Origin of the sequence: Sorangium sp. So ce119 (assembly GCF_051524405.1) — a bacterium.
Lineage (GTDB): Bacteria > Myxococcota_A > Polyangia > Polyangiales > Polyangiaceae > Sorangium > Sorangium cellulosum_G.
This window is the reverse complement of record NZ_CP150310.1, coordinates 8640037-8659218: the sequence shown is the minus strand read 5'-3', so window position 1 is coordinate 8659218 and position 19182 is coordinate 8640037. Positions and strand designations below refer to the sequence as shown.

Annotated in this window: 18 protein-coding genes; 5 read left to right on the top strand and 13 right to left on the bottom strand. The window is 72.0% G+C overall.

Translation table 11 applies throughout. The annotated features are described in order from the left end of the window. Nucleotides 1-30 precede the first annotated feature (30 nt). The 4 genes from WME76_RS32725 to WME76_RS32710 all read right to left on the bottom strand — a co-directional run bounded on the left by WME76_RS32725 (nucleotide 31) and on the right by WME76_RS32710 (nucleotide 4081). Nucleotides 31-1209 (bottom strand): YcbK family protein, encoded by a 1179-nt coding sequence (locus WME76_RS32725; protein WP_437956166.1) that lies wholly within the window; start codon nucleotides 1207-1209, stop codon nucleotides 31-33. Between the two features lie 191 nt (nucleotides 1210-1400). Further along, a complete protein-coding gene (locus WME76_RS32720; protein ID WP_437956165.1) occupies nucleotides 1401-2390 on the bottom strand; it encodes an L-threonylcarbamoyladenylate synthase in 990 nt (329 codons plus the stop codon). A 285-nt stretch (nucleotides 2391-2675) separates the two neighbouring features. Beyond that, nucleotides 2676-3701, bottom strand: coding sequence for a hypothetical protein (locus WME76_RS32715; protein WP_437956164.1), 1026 nt, complete (start codon nucleotides 3699-3701; stop codon nucleotides 2676-2678). After that, nucleotides 3698-4081, bottom strand: coding sequence for a hypothetical protein (locus WME76_RS32710; RefSeq protein WP_437956163.1), 384 nt, complete (start codon nucleotides 4079-4081; stop codon nucleotides 3698-3700). Before WME76_RS32710 ends, WME76_RS32715 begins: the two co-directional genes overlap by 4 nt. 640 nt (nucleotides 4082-4721) lie before the next feature. On the opposite strand from WME76_RS32710, the gene WME76_RS32705 reads away from it, so the two are divergent. Continuing rightward, nucleotides 4722-5567: a hypothetical protein gene (locus WME76_RS32705; protein WP_437956162.1), complete on the top strand. Its 846-nt coding sequence runs from the start codon at nucleotides 4722-4724 to the stop codon at nucleotides 5565-5567. A 27-nt stretch (nucleotides 5568-5594) separates the two neighbouring features. On the opposite strand, the gene WME76_RS32700 is transcribed toward WME76_RS32705, so the two are convergent. Further along, complete coding sequence (locus WME76_RS32700) at nucleotides 5595-5834, bottom strand: hypothetical protein (protein WP_437956161.1); 240 nt, start codon at nucleotides 5832-5834, stop codon at nucleotides 5595-5597. Nucleotides 5835-6102: 268 nt separating this feature from the next. Here WME76_RS32700 and WME76_RS32695 point away from each other — a divergent pair, with 268 nt between their 5' ends. Both WME76_RS32695 and WME76_RS32690 read left to right on the top strand, forming a co-directional pair. Beyond that, nucleotides 6103-7032 carry a hypothetical protein gene (locus tag WME76_RS32695; protein ID WP_437956160.1) on the top strand — a complete coding sequence of 310 codons (930 nt, stop codon included), beginning with the start codon at nucleotides 6103-6105 and terminating at the stop codon, nucleotides 7030-7032. A 10-nt stretch (nucleotides 7033-7042) separates the two neighbouring features. Next, a complete protein-coding gene (locus tag WME76_RS32690) occupies nucleotides 7043-8065 on the top strand; it encodes a Uma2 family endonuclease (RefSeq protein ID WP_437956159.1) in 1023 nt (340 codons plus the stop codon). Nucleotides 8066-8115: 50 nt separating this feature from the next. Here the strand turns inward: WME76_RS32690 and WME76_RS32685 are convergent, their stop codons facing one another. Then, nucleotides 8116-10926 (bottom strand): hypothetical protein, encoded by a 2811-nt coding sequence (locus WME76_RS32685; protein WP_437956158.1) that lies wholly within the window; start codon nucleotides 10924-10926, stop codon nucleotides 8116-8118. 72 nt (nucleotides 10927-10998) lie between these two features. After that, nucleotides 10999-12501: a replicative DNA helicase gene (gene dnaB, locus WME76_RS32680; protein WP_437956157.1), complete on the bottom strand. Its 1503-nt coding sequence runs from the start codon at nucleotides 12499-12501 to the stop codon at nucleotides 10999-11001. A 437-nt stretch (nucleotides 12502-12938) separates the two neighbouring features. Here dnaB and WME76_RS32675 point away from each other — a divergent pair, with 437 nt between their 5' ends. After that, nucleotides 12939-13820 (top strand): carbohydrate kinase family protein, encoded by an 882-nt coding sequence (locus WME76_RS32675; protein ID WP_437956156.1) that lies wholly within the window; start codon nucleotides 12939-12941, stop codon nucleotides 13818-13820. Between the two features lie 70 nt (nucleotides 13821-13890). On the opposite strand, the gene rplI is transcribed toward WME76_RS32675, so the two are convergent. The 6 genes from rplI to WME76_RS32645 all read right to left on the bottom strand — a co-directional run bounded on the left by rplI (nucleotide 13891) and on the right by WME76_RS32645 (nucleotide 17956). Beyond that, nucleotides 13891-14343, bottom strand: coding sequence for a 50S ribosomal protein L9 (gene rplI, locus WME76_RS32670; RefSeq protein ID WP_061618025.1), 453 nt, complete (start codon nucleotides 14341-14343; stop codon nucleotides 13891-13893). 10 nt (nucleotides 14344-14353) lie between these two features. Then, on the bottom strand, nucleotides 14354-14674 hold the full coding sequence (gene rpsR, locus WME76_RS32665) for a 30S ribosomal protein S18 (protein WP_061611043.1): 321 nt from the start codon (nucleotides 14672-14674) through the stop codon (nucleotides 14354-14356). Between the two features lie 3 nt (nucleotides 14675-14677). Next, complete coding sequence (rpsF, locus tag WME76_RS32660) at nucleotides 14678-15214, bottom strand: 30S ribosomal protein S6 (RefSeq protein ID WP_437956155.1); 537 nt, start codon at nucleotides 15212-15214, stop codon at nucleotides 14678-14680. A gap of 109 nt (nucleotides 15215-15323) precedes the next feature. Beyond that, nucleotides 15324-15995 (bottom strand): aminoacyl-tRNA hydrolase, encoded by a 672-nt coding sequence (gene pth / locus WME76_RS32655; protein WP_437956154.1) that lies wholly within the window; start codon nucleotides 15993-15995, stop codon nucleotides 15324-15326. A gap of 129 nt (nucleotides 15996-16124) precedes the next feature. After that, nucleotides 16125-16814 carry a 50S ribosomal protein L25/general stress protein Ctc gene (locus tag WME76_RS32650; protein ID WP_437956153.1) on the bottom strand — a complete coding sequence of 230 codons (690 nt, stop codon included), beginning with the start codon at nucleotides 16812-16814 and terminating at the stop codon, nucleotides 16125-16127. A gap of 197 nt (nucleotides 16815-17011) precedes the next feature. After that, nucleotides 17012-17956 (bottom strand): ribose-phosphate pyrophosphokinase, encoded by a 945-nt coding sequence (locus WME76_RS32645; protein WP_433929208.1) that lies wholly within the window; start codon nucleotides 17954-17956, stop codon nucleotides 17012-17014. Between the two features lie 173 nt (nucleotides 17957-18129). On the opposite strand from WME76_RS32645, the gene ribF reads away from it, so the two are divergent. Next, nucleotides 18130-19131: a riboflavin biosynthesis protein RibF gene (gene ribF, locus WME76_RS32640; RefSeq protein ID WP_437956152.1), complete on the top strand. Its 1002-nt coding sequence runs from the start codon at nucleotides 18130-18132 to the stop codon at nucleotides 19129-19131. Nucleotides 19132-19182 lie beyond the last annotated feature (51 nt).

Genomic DNA, 19182 nt, shown 5'->3' with positions numbered 1-19182 from the left:
AGGTGCGAGGGCGCCTGCGGGCAGGCGACGTCAGCGCTGGTCGGGCGCGCCGGAGGGCGCTCTGCTCTCGACGACGCCGGGCCAGGAGTCGACGTATTCCGACGGCTCGCCGGGCCTGGAGATGTCGATCCAGAAGACCTTCCCGGCGCCGGGCCGGCGCACGTCGACGTGAACGAACTTGCTGTTCGGGTAGAACCCGCAGCCGACGTCGGCGAGCGTGCGACAGAACTGGAACAGCGCCGCGTTCGGCACCCCGGTGACGAGGATGTCCATGGCGCGCCCCTCGGCGTGCTGGCTGTGATGGCCGCCCGAGCCCTTGCCGCGCGCCGCCGGACCGTCGCCGACCGGGCGCGGCCGGTACCCGCTGAAGATGTGGATCCCGCGGCGCGGGAAGGCGTCGGCGACCTGCTGGAGGAGCCAGAGCAGGCGCGGGTGGACGATGCGGACCTGGGGCACCCACTCGAGCGCCCGCTGCCAGGTGTCGGCGTCCGGCTCGTCGGGGAGCGCCTCGCCCGGGTCCGGCGCGTCGGGCGGGCGAGCCATGATCGACAGGCGATCGAGCGCGCCGGGCGCGACGGAGCCGTCGCAGCGCACCAGCTCGAAGGCGTCGTGCTGGCCGCCGTACCGGGCGAACTGGACCGGCCCGCGGCGGCAGCGCCAGTCGGGCGGCTGCTTCTTCGGCAGGTCCCAGATCAGGTCGAAGCCGTTCGACGAGAGGCTCGGCCCCGTGGTCGCGAGCAGCGGCGGGCTGACGATCGGATCGAGCTGGCGGAGCCACGCCGGGGTGGCCGGATCGAGGTGGAGCGGGGCGGGGGGCTCGAACGGTGAGAACGGCGAGAAGGGGGCGTACACGTTCGCGAAGACCGAGGTCCCGGAGACGGCGGCGGCGAGCCCGCGCTCGCCCAGCATGTCCCCGGCGTCCGGCCGCGCGCCGCCCCAGGCGAGCTGCCACCACGGCTGCTGCTGCCATTTGCCGTAGGCGCTGGTCATGTAGAGCCGGAGCGGACCGGGGCGCTCGACGGCGGCGTTGCGGAAGGCGCGGAGGAGCGGCAGCTCGGGCGCGACCGTCTCGTCCAGGTTGAAGGTCGCGCGCCTCGGCGGCTCGTCGAGCAGGCTCGCGTCGGCGCCCGGCGGGGCAGCGACGAGCGTGGCGGCGAGGCCGAGGGCGGCGGCGAGGCTCTGGACTGCGGCGCGGGAGGGTGCCGGCATGGGATCGACGGGGCGGACGAACTGGACGAGGCGGAAGGAGGCTCACCCGGCGGGCGGGCGACCCTGGTTTGCCACAAACCGCCCGCCCGGGGGATGAAAACATACCTCGGCCTGAACGGGGCGCCTTCTGCGGCGCCCTTGCGGCGCCGCCTGCGCCCTTGCGGCGCCGCCTGCGCCCTTGCGGCGCCCGATCAGGCGGGCGCGGACGCGCGCGTCAGCCGGTCGCGCACCGCGTCCCAGGCCGGGTCCTCGGGGACGGCGGCGATGACGATCACGTCGCAACCGGCGTCCTCGAGGCGGTGCAGGGCGGCGTAGAGCGCCGCCGCGTAGCCGGAGGGATCCACGGGGAGAACCTCGGCGTGCGGCCCGGGCGCGGTGCGGCTGCCGTGCTCGACGGCGCCGGCGCGCGACCCGGCCTGCGCGGCGCGCTCGACCTCGCCGCGGACGGCCGACGCGGGGACGAGCGCGACGCGCGCGCGCGGGGCGTAGTGGCGCGCGTGCGTCCCCGGGGACGGCGCGCGCTCGCCCGGGGCGGTGATCACGCCGGCGCTCGTCTGGAGCGACACGAGGGCGGCGATCGCCTCGGCGGCCACGTGCCCCGGGCGGAGCAGCCGCGCGGGCGAGCGCGTGACGTCGACGATCGTCGACTCGATGCCGACCGCGGTGGGCCCGCCGTCGACGATCGCGTCGATGCGCCCGCCGAGGCTCTTGTCGACGTGGTCGGCGGTGGTCGGCGAGATCGCGGTGGAGCGGTTGGCGCTCGGCGCGGCGATGGGCAGCCTGGCCGCCTCGAGCAGCGCGCGCGCGACCGGGTGCGCGGGCACGCGGATCGCGACCGTGGGCCCGCCGGCGGCCACCTCGTCGGCGACGCGGTCGGGGCGGCGCGCGACGATCAGCGTGAGGGGCCCTGGCCACATCGCCTGCGCGAGCCGCTCCGCGTCGTCGGGCCAGCTCGCCGCGAGCGCGCGGGCGGCGGCGACGTCGGGCACGTGGACGATGAGCGGGTTGCCGGGCGGCCGACCCTTCGCCTCGAAGATGCCGCGCGCCGCGCGCCCGTCGTCCGCGCGCGCGCCGAGCCCGTACACCGTCTCGGTCGGGAAGGCGACGAGCCCTCCGCGCCGGAGGATCTCGGCAGCCCGTGCGATGGATGCCGCGTCCGCGGCGAGCTGCTCGGTTCGCATGCGCCGCCGTCCATGTTGCCCGGGCGCGCGGGAGGCAAACGAAAAGCGATGGGGCGGTCACGGGGCGGTCCGGAGGGCCTCGCCGCGCCCGCGGAGCCGCGACGGTGGCCACGAGCCGCGGCGATCGCTGAGCACGCCGGCGAGCGCGGTATCGTCGTGCCACGGTCAAGCGAGATCGTCGCGGCGCAGCGGATTTCTGGGCGAGGACTCTGTTTGCCGACCCAATGGTCGACAAACACTCGACCCGAGGGTGTTCCGTTGTCAGCGGACGGTGCAGACTGGCCGTCACAACCGAGCCAGCCGTCCATCATCGAGTACCACCCATGGAGACGACGTCGAATACGCCTCGGTCCCGGCAATCGGCAGGCTTGGTGCATCCGCGAGCCGATCGAGTCCTTCTCGGAGCTTCATGCCACGATCGGTGAGCCGATAGACCAGCGATAGCATCGGGTAGCCATCAGCCGGTTTCGGTCCCGTCGCGCGCTCCACGACCGCGCTCGAATCGTGATCTGCCCATTGCTCCAGCCGGCGTGGTAGGAACAGATCGCCCGTGCAGTAGAGGAGCTCCCACAACTCGGCGACCAGTTGCGACTTGTGGCTGCACACGGCCAACGGAGTCTGCCACTCCGTCGACAGGAGAGTCAGTACAATCTCGTCGAATCGACTGAGGCGTAGGGCTCCTCTTGTGCCCCTTCTTGGAAAGAAGGAAGAGAGCAGCGCCCACAATGGGGCGAGCTCTGGAAACCCTCTGACGCAACGTGTGCACCTTTCGACGAAAGGCAACGGATTCGTATCGACGTACCTCTCCCAGAGGCGGACGGCACGATCGTAGCGTTCACGTGGCCAGGGGCGCGCCTTGTCGAGGCGCTCCAGAAGAACCTCGTCGGGATGATCCGACACCGATGCGGAGCAGTCGAACGGAGGCAGCGGTTCCTCGGGGATCCTTGAGCGGTGCACTGGATCAAAGTCGACGATAAAGACATCGTGGCGCGCGATCCCCAGGCGACGCAACCAGCTACAGGCCCTCCAGAGGTTGACTCGCTCGTGGAGACTCGATGATACCCACAGGACAACGGGCAGATCCCAGCGGATATCCGATGAATAGAGCCGGTCCCACTCTTCGGACGAAGACCACCATGTCTCGCGCGTCCGGGCATGCTCCATGGTATCCAGCCGACTCGGTCCGATAATGAGGCAGTCGGACGCACGCACCGCATTGCCCGCGCCGAGTCGTGCCAGGCGCTCTGTTGTCGGTGTGTCGAAGGCAACATGCGTTGCGTCCCAAATGGTCTGCGGGATCGTCGTGTTCATTCAAACCCACACCGGTGGCACTCGTCGTACGTGTAACGCTTCTTGAGCTGACAATCGCGCCGACAGATCGCGTAAAGAGATTTGCCGCCGTCGATGACGCGCGTGCATGGATAGCCTTTGTCCTCGCAGTCGACGTACATGTCTGTGCATGTCTTGTCTGGCGTGCAACCAGCCATCTCCTCCGTGGCGCCGCTCCCCACGTCGTCACCGTTTCCGAACCGGTCCCCCGTAGCTGCTGACCCCGGTGGGTAGGGTTCTCCGGCCCCTGTGCCTTCCGTCCCCCGAAGATAGCACTCACCCAGGTCGTAGTTGCACGCCCACACCGTGAGGCCGAGAGGAATAAGAACAGGGATCGCCTTCATTTTCAGCCTGTGGTGCATGCCCCTCCTCCAAGTCATTCCGATGCGCGTGCGTAGAGGCAGTGTCAACTGTGGCATGGGATACATATTATGTCCGTGCGCCCATCGTTCCGGGAGCGGGCCCAGCATTGGCCTTCGATGTTCACCTGGCGGGGCCGCGCTGCCGTGCCGGGCGCGCCACGGAGGTCGCCGCGCTCACGGCTCGGCAGCGCAGCCGAGGGAGCGCCCGTCGCCGTCGGCGTCGATCCAGAGCGGCGCCGTGGCGAGGTGGACGCGCTGCTCGCTCGCTCGGCGGAACGACGCCGCCGAGCGGTCTCGACCCCCCGGCCCATTTCTCGGATGCCCCCGGCGTGGTCTCGATCAAGCGCCGAGGCTCTCCAGGAGCCGGCAGAGAGGTCGCGACCTCTCGATTTGTATGAAAAGATCCATTTCTTTTGATCGGGACCTCGTCGCGGCCTGAAAAGATCCCCCGCGATCGGTCGCGACCTCGCCGTGGGCTCGTGACGAGCGTCGGCGTCGATCGCGACCTCCGGAACAGCATCTTTTCGACGAGCCGGGTTGGTCTCGATCCGTCGCAAACTGGCGGGCTGCTTGACGGGCTCTGCCGCGTCACCGTCTCCTGGCCGGACACGCTGTACCCCGGTCAAGGAGGTCTATTGCGATGTTGAAACACCTGATGATCGAAGAGATGGTCGCGCTGGTGTCCCCGTGGGTCGAGAACGCGCAACGGAAGCGGCTGTTCCTCTCGATCCCCGAGATCGCCGGCCTGCACCCGAAGGTCGTCGCTGCCCATGAGTCCGTGCTCGCTGTGCGCCCGAGCAAGGCAGGGTTGTCGGCCGCGATGAGCGCGTTGAACGACGAGCTCGGGCGCGTCGATGAGCGCCACGATCACCTCGCCAGGGCCGTTTGCTGGGGCATCGACGCGCACCGCGCGCATTGCCTCGGCGCGGATCCTCCGGACAGGGAGCGCGCCGCGACGTGCGACCAGGTGCAGCCGAAGCTGTTCCCGAGCGGGCTCAACATCATCAAGGCGTCGCCGACGGCGGAGGCGGGCAACACAGCGCGCGTCGCCCGGCTCCTCGACGAGGAGCCGTCGATAGGCGAGCTCCTGAAGGGGATCCCGGCGCCCGGGAAGACGACGCTGCTCCACACGACGCAGCGGTGGATCAAGACGGGCAAGGAGCTCGAGGCGATCGAGCACCGGCGGGACGAGCTCGCCGCCAAGGAGAAGACGGCGCCGGTGACCAAGGCGACGGTCGCGGCGGCGCGCAGCCAGTGGTTCCGGGTCGTGTCCGCGGTGCTCTCCAACCTGGAGCTCTCGGACGCGCCGGCCGAAGCGATCGAGACGATCCGCGGGCCCGTGCTCAAGGCCTCGGAGCGGGCGGGGAAGCGGTATGGCGGGGCGCCCGCGGCCGAGGGGCCGAGCGTGACGGAGCCGGGGCAGCCGGTGGTCGGCGAGGAAGAGGTGGAAGCGGCGGGCGCGGCGGACGGCGAGCTCGTGAGCTGAACCGGCCCGTGCGAGCGCCGCGCAAGGTCAGCCGCCGGCGGGCTTGCAGCAGAACGTGTTGCCCCACGTGGGCTTGATCTTCTCGCCCTCCGCGATCCCCACCCGCCCGTGATCGATGCAGTCGCCGTGGCCTTCCGCGAGCACACGGAGCTGGAGGTCGCCGAAGGCCACAGGCTCCGGCAGATCGATACAGACGCTCTCGGTCGTGAGCGTCTGGGTCAGCGCGAGATCGCTGCACGCGTCGTCGCGGTAGAATGAGAGCTCCATCGAGCAGGGCTCCCCGTCCAGCTCGCAGTCGCACTCGCCGCAGCCGGAGACGATCTGCCAACAAATCAACGGGTTCGCCCGTTCGCGGACGATTATCCGCACCTACGCTGGCCTCCGCCGCGCGATCGGCTGCTACGCCCGTCCGGCCTGCCTGCGCCGGCATCGGTCCGCCGGGCGGCCTCGCGTTGCGTATGCCGGCGTCGAGCGCGGCCACGCTGAAAGGGAAACCGTGGTAGGGGTCAGGGCCGTGCATGCGAGCGCCGCTTCCATGTCCACGAGCGATCAGCGCCTCTCGAGCGCCGTCTGGGCTGCGCTGCCGGAGTACGAGCCCGGCGAGCTGGTGGACGGCTGCCTCGTGGAGGAAGAAGTGTCGAGCGCTGCTCACGAGGCCGCCGTCGTCTGGCTCATCGCCACGGCGTCGTCGATCAACGACGACCCAAGGCTCTATGGCTCTCTATTCGCGCCCGAAACAAGGAGAATTGTTGCCATGAAGAGAACCGTTCGTGCCAGAGTGCTCGCCTGCGGTCTGGCGATATCCGTTGGGTACTCGACGACTCCGGGTTGCGTCATCCGATTGGGCCCGAGCACCGAGGAGGACTCGACGGGCAACGAAACGGACACGGGCGCGACGCCGGAGAGTCCGGTCGCTCCAGAGCCCACGCAGGAGGAGGAGGAGGCCGCCGAGGCGTTCGCTCAGGTGGATGCGGAACAGCTCGTGCTCGCCCAGGCGAAGGCGTCGCTGACCACGGCGTACCTGGTCGCCCAGGCCGAGTCTTCGGGCATCGATCCCAGCACGCTGGATGAGGCCGCGCTCGAACAGCTCATGCAGCAGTACCTCCCAGCAGCAGCGGCCTCGGCGGATGCATGGCTGGCGACGCTGGATCCGGCGACGTTTCCAGCATGGCGTGAAAAAAGCGAATGCGAATTCGATGAGGGCTGCGCCTCTCGCGTGCCATGCAAATACAATGCTCCGCCGGCAAGGCACTTGTGTTTCGTTACCGATTGTGGCAAGTCCAGATGCTCGATTTGTCCTGACTGGGTGTCTGATCTCCTGAAGAGCCTGGTGCTCACGTCCTGGTGCGCGTACGTCTGTGTCGAGCTTGGGAAGCCTTCGCAGACCAGCGTGGTCGCGATCGGAGCGGGGGGGATTTCCGCGTTCAAAGGGAATTTCGTCGGTCCTATCTGCAAGGACCCTTGAGGATCGAGCCATGACGGACGAGCTCAAGAGGAATGCGCCGGATCGGGCCGCTGGGAGCGTGACGCCGAGCTCGCTGGGAGCGGCGGAGGATCAGGCAAGAGCGCTCGCGCTCGGCCTTTCGGCCGCGCTGAACGTCGCGGGGCTCCTGGCAGCCCCGCGTCTCCTTGCGAAGGCGATGCGAACGCAAGAGGAGGCGCCGACCGGCGAGGCTCTCTCGGCGGTGCTCGAGAATGCCACGACGGCGTTTCGCTCCTCCGGCGACGCGACCGGCGACGCGACGGGGCTCGTCGCGTCGCTGTCCGAGCTGCGCGATCGGCTTTCGACCTGGGAGGGCCGGAGCCCCGCGCCGGGGCCGATCGTCGAGGCAGCGCGCGGGGTGCTTCGTGCGCTGGACATCGGGGAGCCCGAGGAGGGGTGGGACCGCTGGGAAGGTCCGACCGAGGAGCAGACGGTGCCTCCCGCTCGGCAGATGCCGCGCATCCTCCGCGTCGAGCGCATGACGATCGAAGCGTGGCTAGCATTCGACAGCCCCGGAGAGCTCTGCGAAGGCGTTCTCGTCGAGGAGAAAACCTCCACGGCGCTGGAGGACGCCGTCGCAGCCTGGTTTCTCACGGTGCTGCGTGCGTGGGCACTGCCGCGCGGAGGTGTCGTGTGCGGCCGGGGGCACAAGCTCGCCGTATCGGCGGTGTCGGGTCGAAAGCCTGATGTCTGCGTTTACATGCCGAACGATCCGTCTGCCGAGACCGGCGCTCCCTCGACGCCGACGCTGGTCCTGGAGGTGGTCTCCGCAAACCCCGCGGACCAACGGCGTGCACGCTTGACGACCAGCAGGGAATACGGTGCGCTGGGCGTACGATGGTACTGGCTCATCGATGCGCTCAACCGCACGTTCGAGGTCTTCGAGCTCGGATCCGGAGGCCGCTACATCGTGTTCTTGGCTGCGATCGATGGGACGATGTCCCAGGTGGGTCCTGAAGGGCTTGCCATCGACCTCGACGCTCTCTGGGCCGCCGTCGCCCCGATGGGGCTTTGATACACAGCTCTCCGCAAGCCAAGGACCCGCGCGCCGCAGGGCTCGCCGCGCTAAGGGGCCGCGGCGCGGCCGAGGGAACGGCCATCGCCGTCGGCGTCGATCCAGAGCGGCGCCGTCATCGCGAACGGCAGGATCTCGTCCGGCGCGCCGGCGAGCACCGGCTCGAGCGGCCGCCGGCCCCGGACGATCGCGACCACGAAGGTGTCCTCGGCGACGGCGATCGCGCCGTGCGCGCTCTGACCGGACCGGCTTGCGCCGAGACCTCCGCCGTCGCGGGAGCCCAGCCGCATCGGCGGTCGCCCACCGCCGCCTCCGACGACGACGGGGATCGCGATCTCGTCCACGAGCGCGCCCGCCGGCGTGGCGCGCGCGCCCTCCAGGGCGATCGGCGCGCCGTTCGCGACGCCGCCGACGAGCACGTGGAGCTCCCGCGCGTCGACCCACGGGGCGCGCTCGACCCGGATCGAGAGCGACCGCTCCTCGCGGCGGGCGCCGCGCCGCACCGAGGCGACGCCGCCCTGGCGCGCCTCGCCGAGGCGCATCGTCACGAACGGCCCGTTCGTGATCACCACGTCGCGCCGGCGCCGCAGGCCCGCGACCAGGTCGGCCACGTCGAGGCGGCCCGGATCGTCGTCGGCGACGCCGACGTACGTGCGCGGGTAGCCCGGCTCCGCGCCGAGGAGCCCGTGCGTGTCGCTGGTCGCCGTCGGCGTGACCGGGCGCGACGCGCGGAGCAGCCCCCAGAGCTCCTCGAGGGCGCGGTCGCGCGCGGCGATCTCGCGCCCGGTCCAGACCTCGAGGGCGTCGATGCCCGCGCCCTCCCCGACGAGCGCGGCGAGGTCCGCGCCCAGGTCCGGCGCGCCGCGCGGCGCCTCGAGCGCGTGCAGGGGCGAGCCGCCGCCGCTCGCGAGGCTCACCTGGATGACCCGCTCGCCCGGCAGCGCGCGCACCTCGCCGAGGAGCGCCCCCGCGGTCTGGTCGCGCCACCGCAGGGCGCCCCCGGCCGGCGCGGCCGGGTCGAGCGGGAACACGCTGACGCTCCCGAGCCCCGCGCCGCCGCGGGCGCTCGTGAGCTCGTCGCCCGGGATCGTCCGCAGCCGCCCCCCCAGCTTGAGCTCGGCCACGGCCGGCGCGAGGTCCGCCACGAGGTGGTGCTCGCTCGCCACCGCGCACTCGACGCCCTCCACCGCGCTGGAGGCGACCCGAGCGGCCGCGGACGCGCCCGCGTCGGCGCTCCGCGCGGTGTGCTGCCGGAGGTCGCAGGCGACGTAACCCGACGTGTCGACGACCCGCGCGATCGCGAGCTCGATCCGCGCCTCGCCGCCCTCGGCGATGTCGACCGTCGCCTCGGCGATCGAGAACTCCGGCCCGCGCGAGGCGACGACCCGGTGCTGCCCCGGGGGCAGCGGGATCTCGAGGTCGCCGGACAGCGTGAACAGCGGCGGTGCCGCCGCCCTGCCGGTCGTGGCGTCGAAGAGGCTGATCTTCGCCGGCGTGGGCCGCCCGGGGAGCGCCGAGCCCGCGGCGGGCGCCGGCCCGACGCGCTCGCGCACCGACAGCGCGAGCCGGCCGGCGCCGGAGAGCGCGAGCCGCGCCGGGGCGACCTCGCCGGCCCGGATCCTCACGCGAGCGCCCCCCAGCGCGCGGCGGCCGCTCCCCTCGAAGCCGACCTCGTAGAGCCCCGGCGGCGCCTCGGCGCCGAGCGGCCCGCCGCCGGCGGTCGCCCGCAGCCACAGGTCGATCGCCCCGACCGCCGGCGCGGCGCCGCCCGCCGGCGCGGCGCCGCCCGCCGGCGCGGCGCCTTGCTCGGCGATCGGCGTCAGCGTCACCTTGCCGGCGAGCGGCGGGAGCGGCGCGCCGCGGGCGTCCACGAGCTCGATCGCGACGCCGCCGGGCGCGCCGCCGCCGAGGAAGAAGAGCTCCGTCGCGACGGCGAGCGGATCGCCGCGCGGCGCGACCGCGAGGACCCGCTGGTACGCGGCGCGCCCCCCGGGCGGCAGCGCGGCGGGCCGGGCGAACGTCGCGTCGCTGAAGCCGGCGCCGCTGCGCGCGCGGAGCGGCGCGCCGTCCGCCGCGGCGAGCGCGTACGCGACGCCCGTCCCCACGCCGGCCACGTAGGGCGCCTCGCGCTCGCCCCGCGACCCCGGCGCGCTGGCCGGCGCGATCGGCGCCGCCGCGCCCCAGTGGACGACGTCGCCGAGGTCGAGCCCCTCGATCGGCGCGCCGCCGTCGTTCTGGATCGACGTCGCGATCACGAGCGCCCGGTCGCGCGGCCCGAGCGTGTAGCGGGTCGTGACAGAGAGCGCGCCGCCCGCGCCGCCGCGCCCGCGCACCTCGATCCAGGCGGCGCCGTCCTCGCCGGCGCCCGTCGCGAGCTCGCTGTAGACCGCCTGCCGCGCGGGGGCGCCGAGCCGCGCGACGATCTGCCCGAGCTCGTCGCGCCGCGCCCGCGCGTCCGCCGCGTCGATGACGTGGCCGCCGCTCTCCGCGAGCCCCGCCCCGGGGCCGAGCTGCTCGACGACCACGGCGATCTCGTCGTTCTCGAGCACGTGGTCGCCGGGCCGCCCCGCCGCGAGCGGCCCCGAGAGCGCGTCCGCGGGACCCGCGATCCGCCGGACGCGCGCCGGCCGCGCCGCGCCGTCGGCCCTCGGGCAGAGCTCGCCCTGCTCCGCGTCGCCGTGCCCCCACCGGCACAGCATGCCGAGCCGCTCGGCCGCGCCGGACGACACGACCACGCTGCCGTTCTGCGCGGGCGGCGCGCACGTCGCGCAGGCGAGCGCCAGCGCGGCGAGGCCCCCGGGGCGGGGGCGGCGCCCCCGGACGGCGGAGGGGAGCGGCGGCCTCTCGGGCGAGCGGATCATCGGTGCTGTTCCGATGCGCGACCGCCGCCGCTGCTTGGGTCCGAGCGCGCGGGGAGGAGCAGGCAGCGCCCCCTACTCGTCGTCCACCAGCTCCGGGTAGTCGCCGGGCGCGAGGTTGTCGAACCGGGTGCACGACGACGTGAACCGCGTGAGCACCTTGCCCGTCGGCCCGTTGCGCTGCTTGGCGACGATGAGCTCCGCGATGCCCTTCTGGTTGGTGGTCTCCGCGTTGTAGTACTCGTCGCGGTAGATGAAGATGATGTTGTCGGCGTCCTGCTCGATGGCGCCCGACTCGCGGAGGTCGGAGAGCTGAGGGCGCTTGTCCTTGGTGGTCCGGGTCTCGACCGCGCGATTGAGCTGCGACAGCGCGATGACCGCCAGCTTGAGCTCCTTCGCGAGCTGCTTCAGCCCGCGGGAGATCTCGCTGATCTCCTGCTCGCGGCTGTTCACGCCGTCCCGCCCCTTCATGAGCTGCAGGTAGTCGATGACGACGAGCCCCACGCGCCGCCCCGGGTGGCCGTCGCTCGGCGCCCGGTCGTACTCGGCCTGGATGCGCCGCACCTTGGCGCGCAGCTCGAGGAGCGAGATCGCCGGCGTGTCGTCGATCCAGATCGGCAGGGTCGACAGGAAGGACGCCGCCTCGGTCAGGCGGCGCCAGTCGTCGGGCTGCAGGAAGCCCTGGCGGAGCTTGCCGACATCCACGCGGCCCTCGCTGCAGACCATACGTGTCGCGAGCTGCTCGCGCGGCATCTCGAGCGAGAAGACCGCCGCGCCGAAGCCGGGGTCGTGCCGCTCGACGCCGTGCCCCACGTCGTCGGGGCCGGGCGAGCTCACCGTGCGCGGCGACGCGACGTTCACGGCGAGGTTGAGGACGAACGACGTCTTGCCCATGCCGGGGCGGGCCGCGACGATCGTCAGGTCGCCGTCGTGCAGGCCGGCCGTCTTCGCGTCGAGCTTCTCGTACCCGGTCGAGATGCCCGTGATCCGGTCGCCGCGCTCGGCGGCCGCGGTGATCTGCTCGAACGCGGCCTTGAGCACCTGGGCGATCGGCTGCGTCGACGTCCCCTGCGGCGTGCGCGCGAGCTGGTAGACCGCCTGCTCCGCGCCGTCGATGAACTCCTGCACGACGCCGACGTCGCCGTACCCCTCGGCCGCGACGCGCTGGCACGTCGCGATGAGCTGGCGTACGCGCCACTTCTCGTACACGACCCGCGCGTGTGCGGCGACGTGGGCGACCGCCGGCGTCGCGTCCGCGAGCTGGGCCAGGTACGCCGCGCCGCCGACCTGCACAAGGCGCTCGCGGTCGCGGAGCCAGGACGCGACCGACACGATGTCGATCGGCGTGCCGGCGGCCGCGAGCTCCTGCGCGCCCTCGTAGATGCGGCTGTTCGCCTCGCTGTAAAAATGTTCCGCCTTCAGGATCTCGAGCACCCGATCGAGCGCGTCGCGGTGCAGCAGGATGGCGGAGAGCACCGCCGCCTCGGCGTCGAGGTCGTGCGGCGGCACACGCCCGGCGACGATGGGGGGCTCGACCCTCTGAGGCCGCTGGCCGCGGCGCTCCATCATTCTCATCATCCGTGCATCTCCTCCCCACCGATTCCCCCCATCCCGCCCCGAGCTTTTCCACAGGAGCCGAAATGGGCGACGCCCCGAAGGCGCAACGGTCCTTCGGGGCGTCGGGTGCAGGGTCGATTTCCGTCTATCAGAACATGGGCAGCCCTGAGAAGGGTTTCTGTTTGCATCGCAGTGAGCGTTCGTGCGGTGGCCATCCCAATGCAGGCTCCACGTTCAGGCGGCGCCCCTCCGATCGCGGCGGAGGAGCAGCGCGTCCAGGCGAGGCGCCGCGGGCGGCGAGGTATGGAAATCGCGCAACCCCGGTCTCATCGCCATTTCCCTTCGCGCTTGACTGAGCTGCGATGGCGCCTTGCGCCCGGCCATGAACCATCACGGGAGCCGCCATTGTGGATCACAAAACGCGTCAAACAAGGATTGAACCCGCCGAGGTGGTCTGCGTGGGTGAAGCGCTGTGGGACCTGATTGCGCCGGAGGGCGTTCCGCTGGAGCGGGCAAAATTGCTGCGCCGCGTGCCTGGCGGCGGCGCCGTGAACACCGCGACGGCGCTCGCCCGGCTCGGCGTCCCGTCGGGGCTGTGCGCCGCGGTGGGCGACGACGCGCTGGGGCGCGGGCTGAGGGATGAGGTCGCCGCGGCCGGCGTCGACGTGAGCCGGCTTGCCCTGGGCGCGGCGCGCACCGGCCTCATGTTCGCCGCGATCGAGCGAGGCGAGGCGCGTTTCCTCGGGTACAGGCAAGGCGACATCGAGGCGCGCGCGCTCGCCGCGGCGACGCCGGCGCGATGGCAGACCCGGGTCGTGCATTTCACCGGGATCGCGCCGGTGCGCGGGGCGGTCGGCGCGGTCACGCGGGCGGCCGCGAGCGCGCGGCGCGAGGGGTGCGCCGTCTCGGTCGACGCGAACGCGCGCCCGCGGATGTGGCCGCGCGCCGAGCGCGCCGCGGGCGAGCCAGGCGCCGGCGTGCGCGGCTGGTTCCGGCTCCTCGGCGAGGCCGACCTCGTGAAGTGCAGCGTCGGCGATCTCGACGTGCTGGGGACGACGGCGCGCGCGCTCCGCGACCGGCTGCGCCCGGAGGCGACGCTCGTCGTCACCGACGGCGCGCGAGCGACGCTCGTGCTCGGCCCGGGCGGCGAGCGCTCGGTCGCGCCGCGCCCGGTGCGGCCGCTCGATCCGACGGGCGCGGGCGACGCGTTCTGCGCCGGGATGCTGGCGAGCCTCGTGTGGCAAGAGCGAGCGGCGTGGGCGGACGCGACGCTCATGCTGCGCGCGGTGGCGCGGGGGCACGACGTCGCGCGGGCGTGGGTGAGGCGGAAGCGCGGGTGAGGTGGAAGCGCGGGCGAGCCGCGCCTGGAGGACGGGGTGGAAGCGCGGGCGAGGCCCGCGCTTCCGGGGGCTACTTGGCGGCGACCGTGACCTCGACCGACGCCGTGATCGACGGGGCGAGGCGGATCGTCACGGCGTGGGCGCCGAGCGACTTGATCGTGTCGGTCTCGATGCGGCGCCGGTCCACGCTGAACCCCTGCGCGGCGAGCGCCTCCTCGATGTCGCGCGCGGTGACCGAGCCGTACAGCTTGTCGCCCTCGCCGACCGGGCGGCTGATCGTGAGCTTGACCTGGTTGAGCTTGCCCGCGAGCTGCTCCGCCTCGGAGCGCGTCTTGGCGGCGCGCGACTCGGCGACCCGCTTCTCGTGCTCGATCCGGGACACGTTCTCGGCGGTGGCGCCCACCGCGAGGCCGCGCGGGATGAGGTAGTTGCGCGCGAAGCCCGGGCGAACCTTCACGAGCTCGCCGCTCTTGCCGACGTTGTGGAGATCCTCGGTGAGGACCACATGGATGTGGGTTGCCATGATCGACCTCCTACGCCGTCACGGTGAACGGCAAGAGCGCGATGTTGCGCGCGCGCTTGATCGAGAGGGTCACCTTGCGCTGGTGGCGCGCGCAGTTGCCGCTGATGCGGCGCGGGACGACCTTGCCGCGCTCCGAGATGAAGTACTTGAGCGCCTGCGGGTCCTTGTAGTCGATGACCAGCGCCTTGTCCGCGCAGTAGCGGCAGACGCGCTTGCGGCCCGTGCGGCGGCGCCCGGGGGCGTCCGCGTTCAGGTCGGGCGTGCGACCGAAGTCGCGATCGTCGTAGTCACCGCCGCCGTTGCGGCCCATGTCGTTGTTGCGGCCGTTCATTGCTCAGCTCTCCTCCTCGTCGGTCGCGCCTTCCGCCTCGGCCTCTTCGCCGTCCTCGAGATCCGGCGGGGCGGCCTCGGAGCTCCGGTCGACGCGGCGCTCCGGCTCGATCAGGCCGAGCTGACGCTCGCGCGAGTCGTCGCGGTCGTCCTCCAGCGGCGCGAGCTCCAGGCGCTCGAACTTCACGTCCTCGTCGGCGATCGCGACGCCCTCGGCCTCGACGTCGTTGCGCACGAGCACCGTCTGGTACTTCAGCACGCCGTCGAACAGGCGCAGGTTGCGCTCGACCTCGGAGACGACCTTCCCGCCGCCGAGGTACTTCAGGTACACGTACACGCCGCGGCGGTGCTTGGCGATGTCGTACGCGAGGCGGCGGCGCCCCCACGTCTCGACCTTGGTCAGCCGGCCGGCCTCGCGGCCCACGACCTCGGCGAGGCGCGACCCGATCCGCTCGGCGCCGTCGGCGTCGATGTCAGGTCGCAGGATGTAAATCGTCTCGTACTCTCTGGCGCGCCCGGGCGCCGTTACCTGTCGGCTCATTCCGTCTTCCCTCTCGGACAATGGCCCCGGGGCGGCGCCCCGGAGCGAGGAAAGGAGCAGCGTGTCGAGCGACGCACCGGCGAGCTCGACACGCTGGCTCCGTAGAGGATCAGGGCTTCTGCGTCGGGGGGAGGGGTCCCCTCTCTCCCTTCGCGGTCGGAGCTGGGTCTGTCGACCCGTCCCCTTCGCCCTTCTGCCTCTTGCCCGGCTTCGGCCGGGTGTTTCGAACATTCATCGCGGCGTCGAAGCCGCGGGCGGCGACTTCTAGCACACTTTGGACAGCTTGCTTCAAGCAGTCGGGCAGCCCCGCGCGCTCGACGGCGTCGAACCCCGACAGGACGTAGTCCGCGACCTCGCCCCGGAAGCCGGCGGGCGGCCGGCCGATCCCGAGGCGGACGCGCCCGAAGTTCCCCGTCCCGCAGTGCGCGATGATCGAGCGCAGCCCGTTGTGCCCCGCGTGGCCGCCGCCGACCTTCAGGCGAACCGTGCCGAAGGGCAGATCGAGCTCGTCGTGGAGCACGATCAGGCCGGACGGCGCGATCTTGAAGAAGGCCATGGCCGGCTGAACGCTCCGCCCGGACTCGTTCATGTAGGTCATGGGCTTGAGCAGGATCGCCGGCTGCCCGGCGATCTCCGCCTTCGCGTGCACGCCCGAGAACTTCTCGCGAAACGGATCGGCCCGGACCTCCTCGGCCAGCGCGTCGACGGCCATGAAGCCGACGTTGTGCCGGTGAGCGGCGTATTCCTTGCCCGGGTTTCCCAGGCCGACCACGAGCAGCATGACGGGCGGGTTCTGCTGAGTCCTGGAAGGATCGAGGGCGGGGCGCCGCGCGCGGTCAGGCGGCGCAGGCAGCGCGCGCCTCGCCGCGAGGCAGGCCGCGCGCGTCTCGCCGCGCGGCCCGCTTCGGGGCTACTTCTTGTCCTTCTTGTCGCCGGCCGGAGCGGCGCCGCCCTTCGCGGGAGCGGCCGCGCCAGCGGCCGGAGCAGCGCCCGCCGCGGCGGGCGCGCCGGCAGCCGGCTTCGCCTCTTCCTCGGCGCCGGCCTTCTCGGGCGCGTTGACCACGGCGATGGTCTGGTCGTCGGCGAGCAGGGCCTTCACGCCCTCGGGCAGGTTCAGCCCGCTGGCCTTGTACGACTCGCCCATGTCGAGCTCGGTCACGTCGATCTCGATGAACGACGGGATCTTCTCGGGCAGGCAGCGCACCGGGATGGTGCGGAAGATCTGCTGGAGCACGCCGCCGGTGACCACGCCCTTCGGCTTGCCGACGCAGCGGAACGGGATGTGGACGTCGACGGGCTGGTCGAGCTTCACCTGGATGAAGTCGGCGTGGACGAGCTCCCGCGAGACCGGGTGGTAGTCGTAATCGCGCACCATGACGGTGAGCGTCTCGCCGTTCTCGACGGCCAGCTCGACCACGGAGTTCTTGCCGTGGTCGGAGCCGAGCACCTGAAGGAGCGCCTTCGGCGAGACGGCGACCGAAATCGGCGCGAGCTCGCGCCCGTAGGCGATGGCGGGAATCTGTCCGGCGCGGCGCAGGCGGCTCGACGCGCTCTTGCCGCTCTCCTCGCGCCTCGTGGCGTTGAGCTTGATGATCTCCATGTCGACGGCTCCAGAAGTGACCCGGGGGGTCCGCGATGCGCGGTCCGCTCCGGCGTAGGGTGCGGCGCTATAGCAGAACGAAGAAGAGAAAGTCGAGCCTTCGTCGCCGGGGGCGCGTTTTGTGGCAGGGGCGCGGGGGCGACCTGCGTCGCCTGCGCTTCTGTCACCCCGGTCGGCCGCCGGGCGCGCTCAGCCGGTCAGACGAAGAGCGAGCTCACCGAGTCCGAGTGGTGGATGCGGCGGATCGCCTCGGCGAGCAGCCGCGCCACCGAGACGACCTTGAACTTGCCGGAGGCCCTCGCCTCCTCGGAGAGGGGGATCGAGTTCGTCACCACCACCTCGGTGAGGGGCGACTCCTTGATGCGCTCGACCGCCGGGCCGGACAGGACCGGGTGCGTCGCGCAGGCGGCGACGCTCTTCGCGCCCTGCTTCATCAGGGCGTTGGCGGCGTTGACCAGGGTGCCGGCGGTGTCGATGAGGTCGTCGAGGATGAGGCAGTTCTTGCCGGCCACCTCGCCGATGATGTTCATGACCTCGCTCTCGTTCGCGCGCTCGCGGCGCTTGTCGATGATGGCGAGCGTGCCCTGGAGGCGCTTCGAGTAGGCGCGGGCCCGCTCCACGCCGCCGGCGTCCGGCGAGACGATGACGACGTCCTTGCCGTAGTTCTCGCGGAGGTGGTGGTCGAGCAGCGCCGGCATCGCGAACAGGTGGTCGAACGGGATGTTGAAGAAGCCCTGGATCTGCCCGGCGTGCAGGTCGAGCGCGACGATCCGGTTCACCCCGGCGGCGACGATGAGGTCGGCGACGAGCTTCGAGGTGATCGGCGTCCGCGGCGCGACCTTCCGGTCCTGTCGGGCGTAGCCGTAGTACGGGATGACCGCCGTGATGGAGCCGGCCGAGGCGCGGCGGAGCGCGTCGACCATGATCAGCAGCTCCATCACGCTGTCGTTCACCGGCGAGCAGGTGGGCTGCACGACATAGGTGTCGACGCCCCTGACGTTCTCCTGGATGACGCAGAACGTCTCGCCGTCCGAGAAGCGCGACACGCGCGACTTCCCCATCGGTTGCTCGAGGACCTGACAGATTTCCTGGGTCAGCGCGAGATTGGCGTTGCCGGAGAAGATACTGACTCTCTTGAACACGGCGCGCCTCCAGCCCATTTAGGGAGGCGCGGCTCTATCAGCCTGACATGGGGCCGTCAAGTGACTCTGTACATCGGACGCTCGGCTGTACGGGTGTATCGTGCCCGCGGCTTCTTTTCCGGCTCGCTTCCCACGGCTTTTCGTTCGGCGCGGCTTCGGGTTAGGTAGCGGCTGTGGAGCATCTCGCTGCCGCCTCGGGCGGGCAGGGGGGGCGCGCCGCGGTCGAGCCGCGGGGCAGCCTCGTCATCATCGGCAACTTCGACGGCGTTCACCGGGGGCACCAGGCGCTGCTCGCCGACGCCGCGCTCGACGCGGAGCGGCGGGGGCTCGATCCGGTGGCGCTGACGTTCGCGCCGCACCCGGCGAGCGTCCTCGGCCGCACCCCGCCGCCGACGCTGACGGCGCTGCCGCGCAAGATCGAGCTGATCCGCCGCGTGCAGCCGGCGATCCGGGTCGACGTGGTGACGTTCGACCGCGCGTTCGCGGCGCAGACGCCGGAGGAGTTCGTGCGGCGCGTGCTGCTCGATCGGCTCGCCGCGCGCGTCGTGCTCGTCGGCGCGAACTTCCGGTTCGGCCACGGGCGCGCCGGGGACTTCACGACGCTGGGGCGCCTCGGGGAGGATCTCGGCTTCGAGACGCGGTCGCACCCGCTCGTCGGCGACGCCGACGGGGCGTGGTCGAGCACCCGCGTCCGCGCGGCCATCGCGCGCGGGGACCTCGGCGCGGCCGAGCACATGCTGTCCCGCCCGCACATGCTGTCCGGCGTCGTCGCGCAAGGGGCCAAGCGGGGGCGGACGATCGGCTTCCCCACGTGCAACCTCGACGAGATCGAGGAGGCGCTCCCGCCGTTCGGCGTCTACGCGACGCTGGTCGATCGGGTGACCCCGTCGGGCCGCGCGATCGCGCTCGCCCGCGGCGTGGCGAACGTCGGCGTGCGGCCGACGGTCGACGCGTCGAGGCAGGCGCGGCCGAACCTCGAGGTGCACCTCTTCGACGTCGACGAGGATCTCTACGGCGCGGCGCTGCGCGTGCACTTGATCGCCCGGCTGCGCGAGGAGCGGCGGTTCTCCGGGCTCCCGGAGCTCAAGGAGCAGATCGCGCGCGACGCCGAGGCCGCGCGCGCGCGGCTCGCGTCGCTCGTCGAGGATCCGGCGGCGGAGGGCGCGTTTCGCTGAGCGGCGCCCGGCGGCGCGCGACGGTGGGCGCGCGTCGGATGTGGTAGCGTC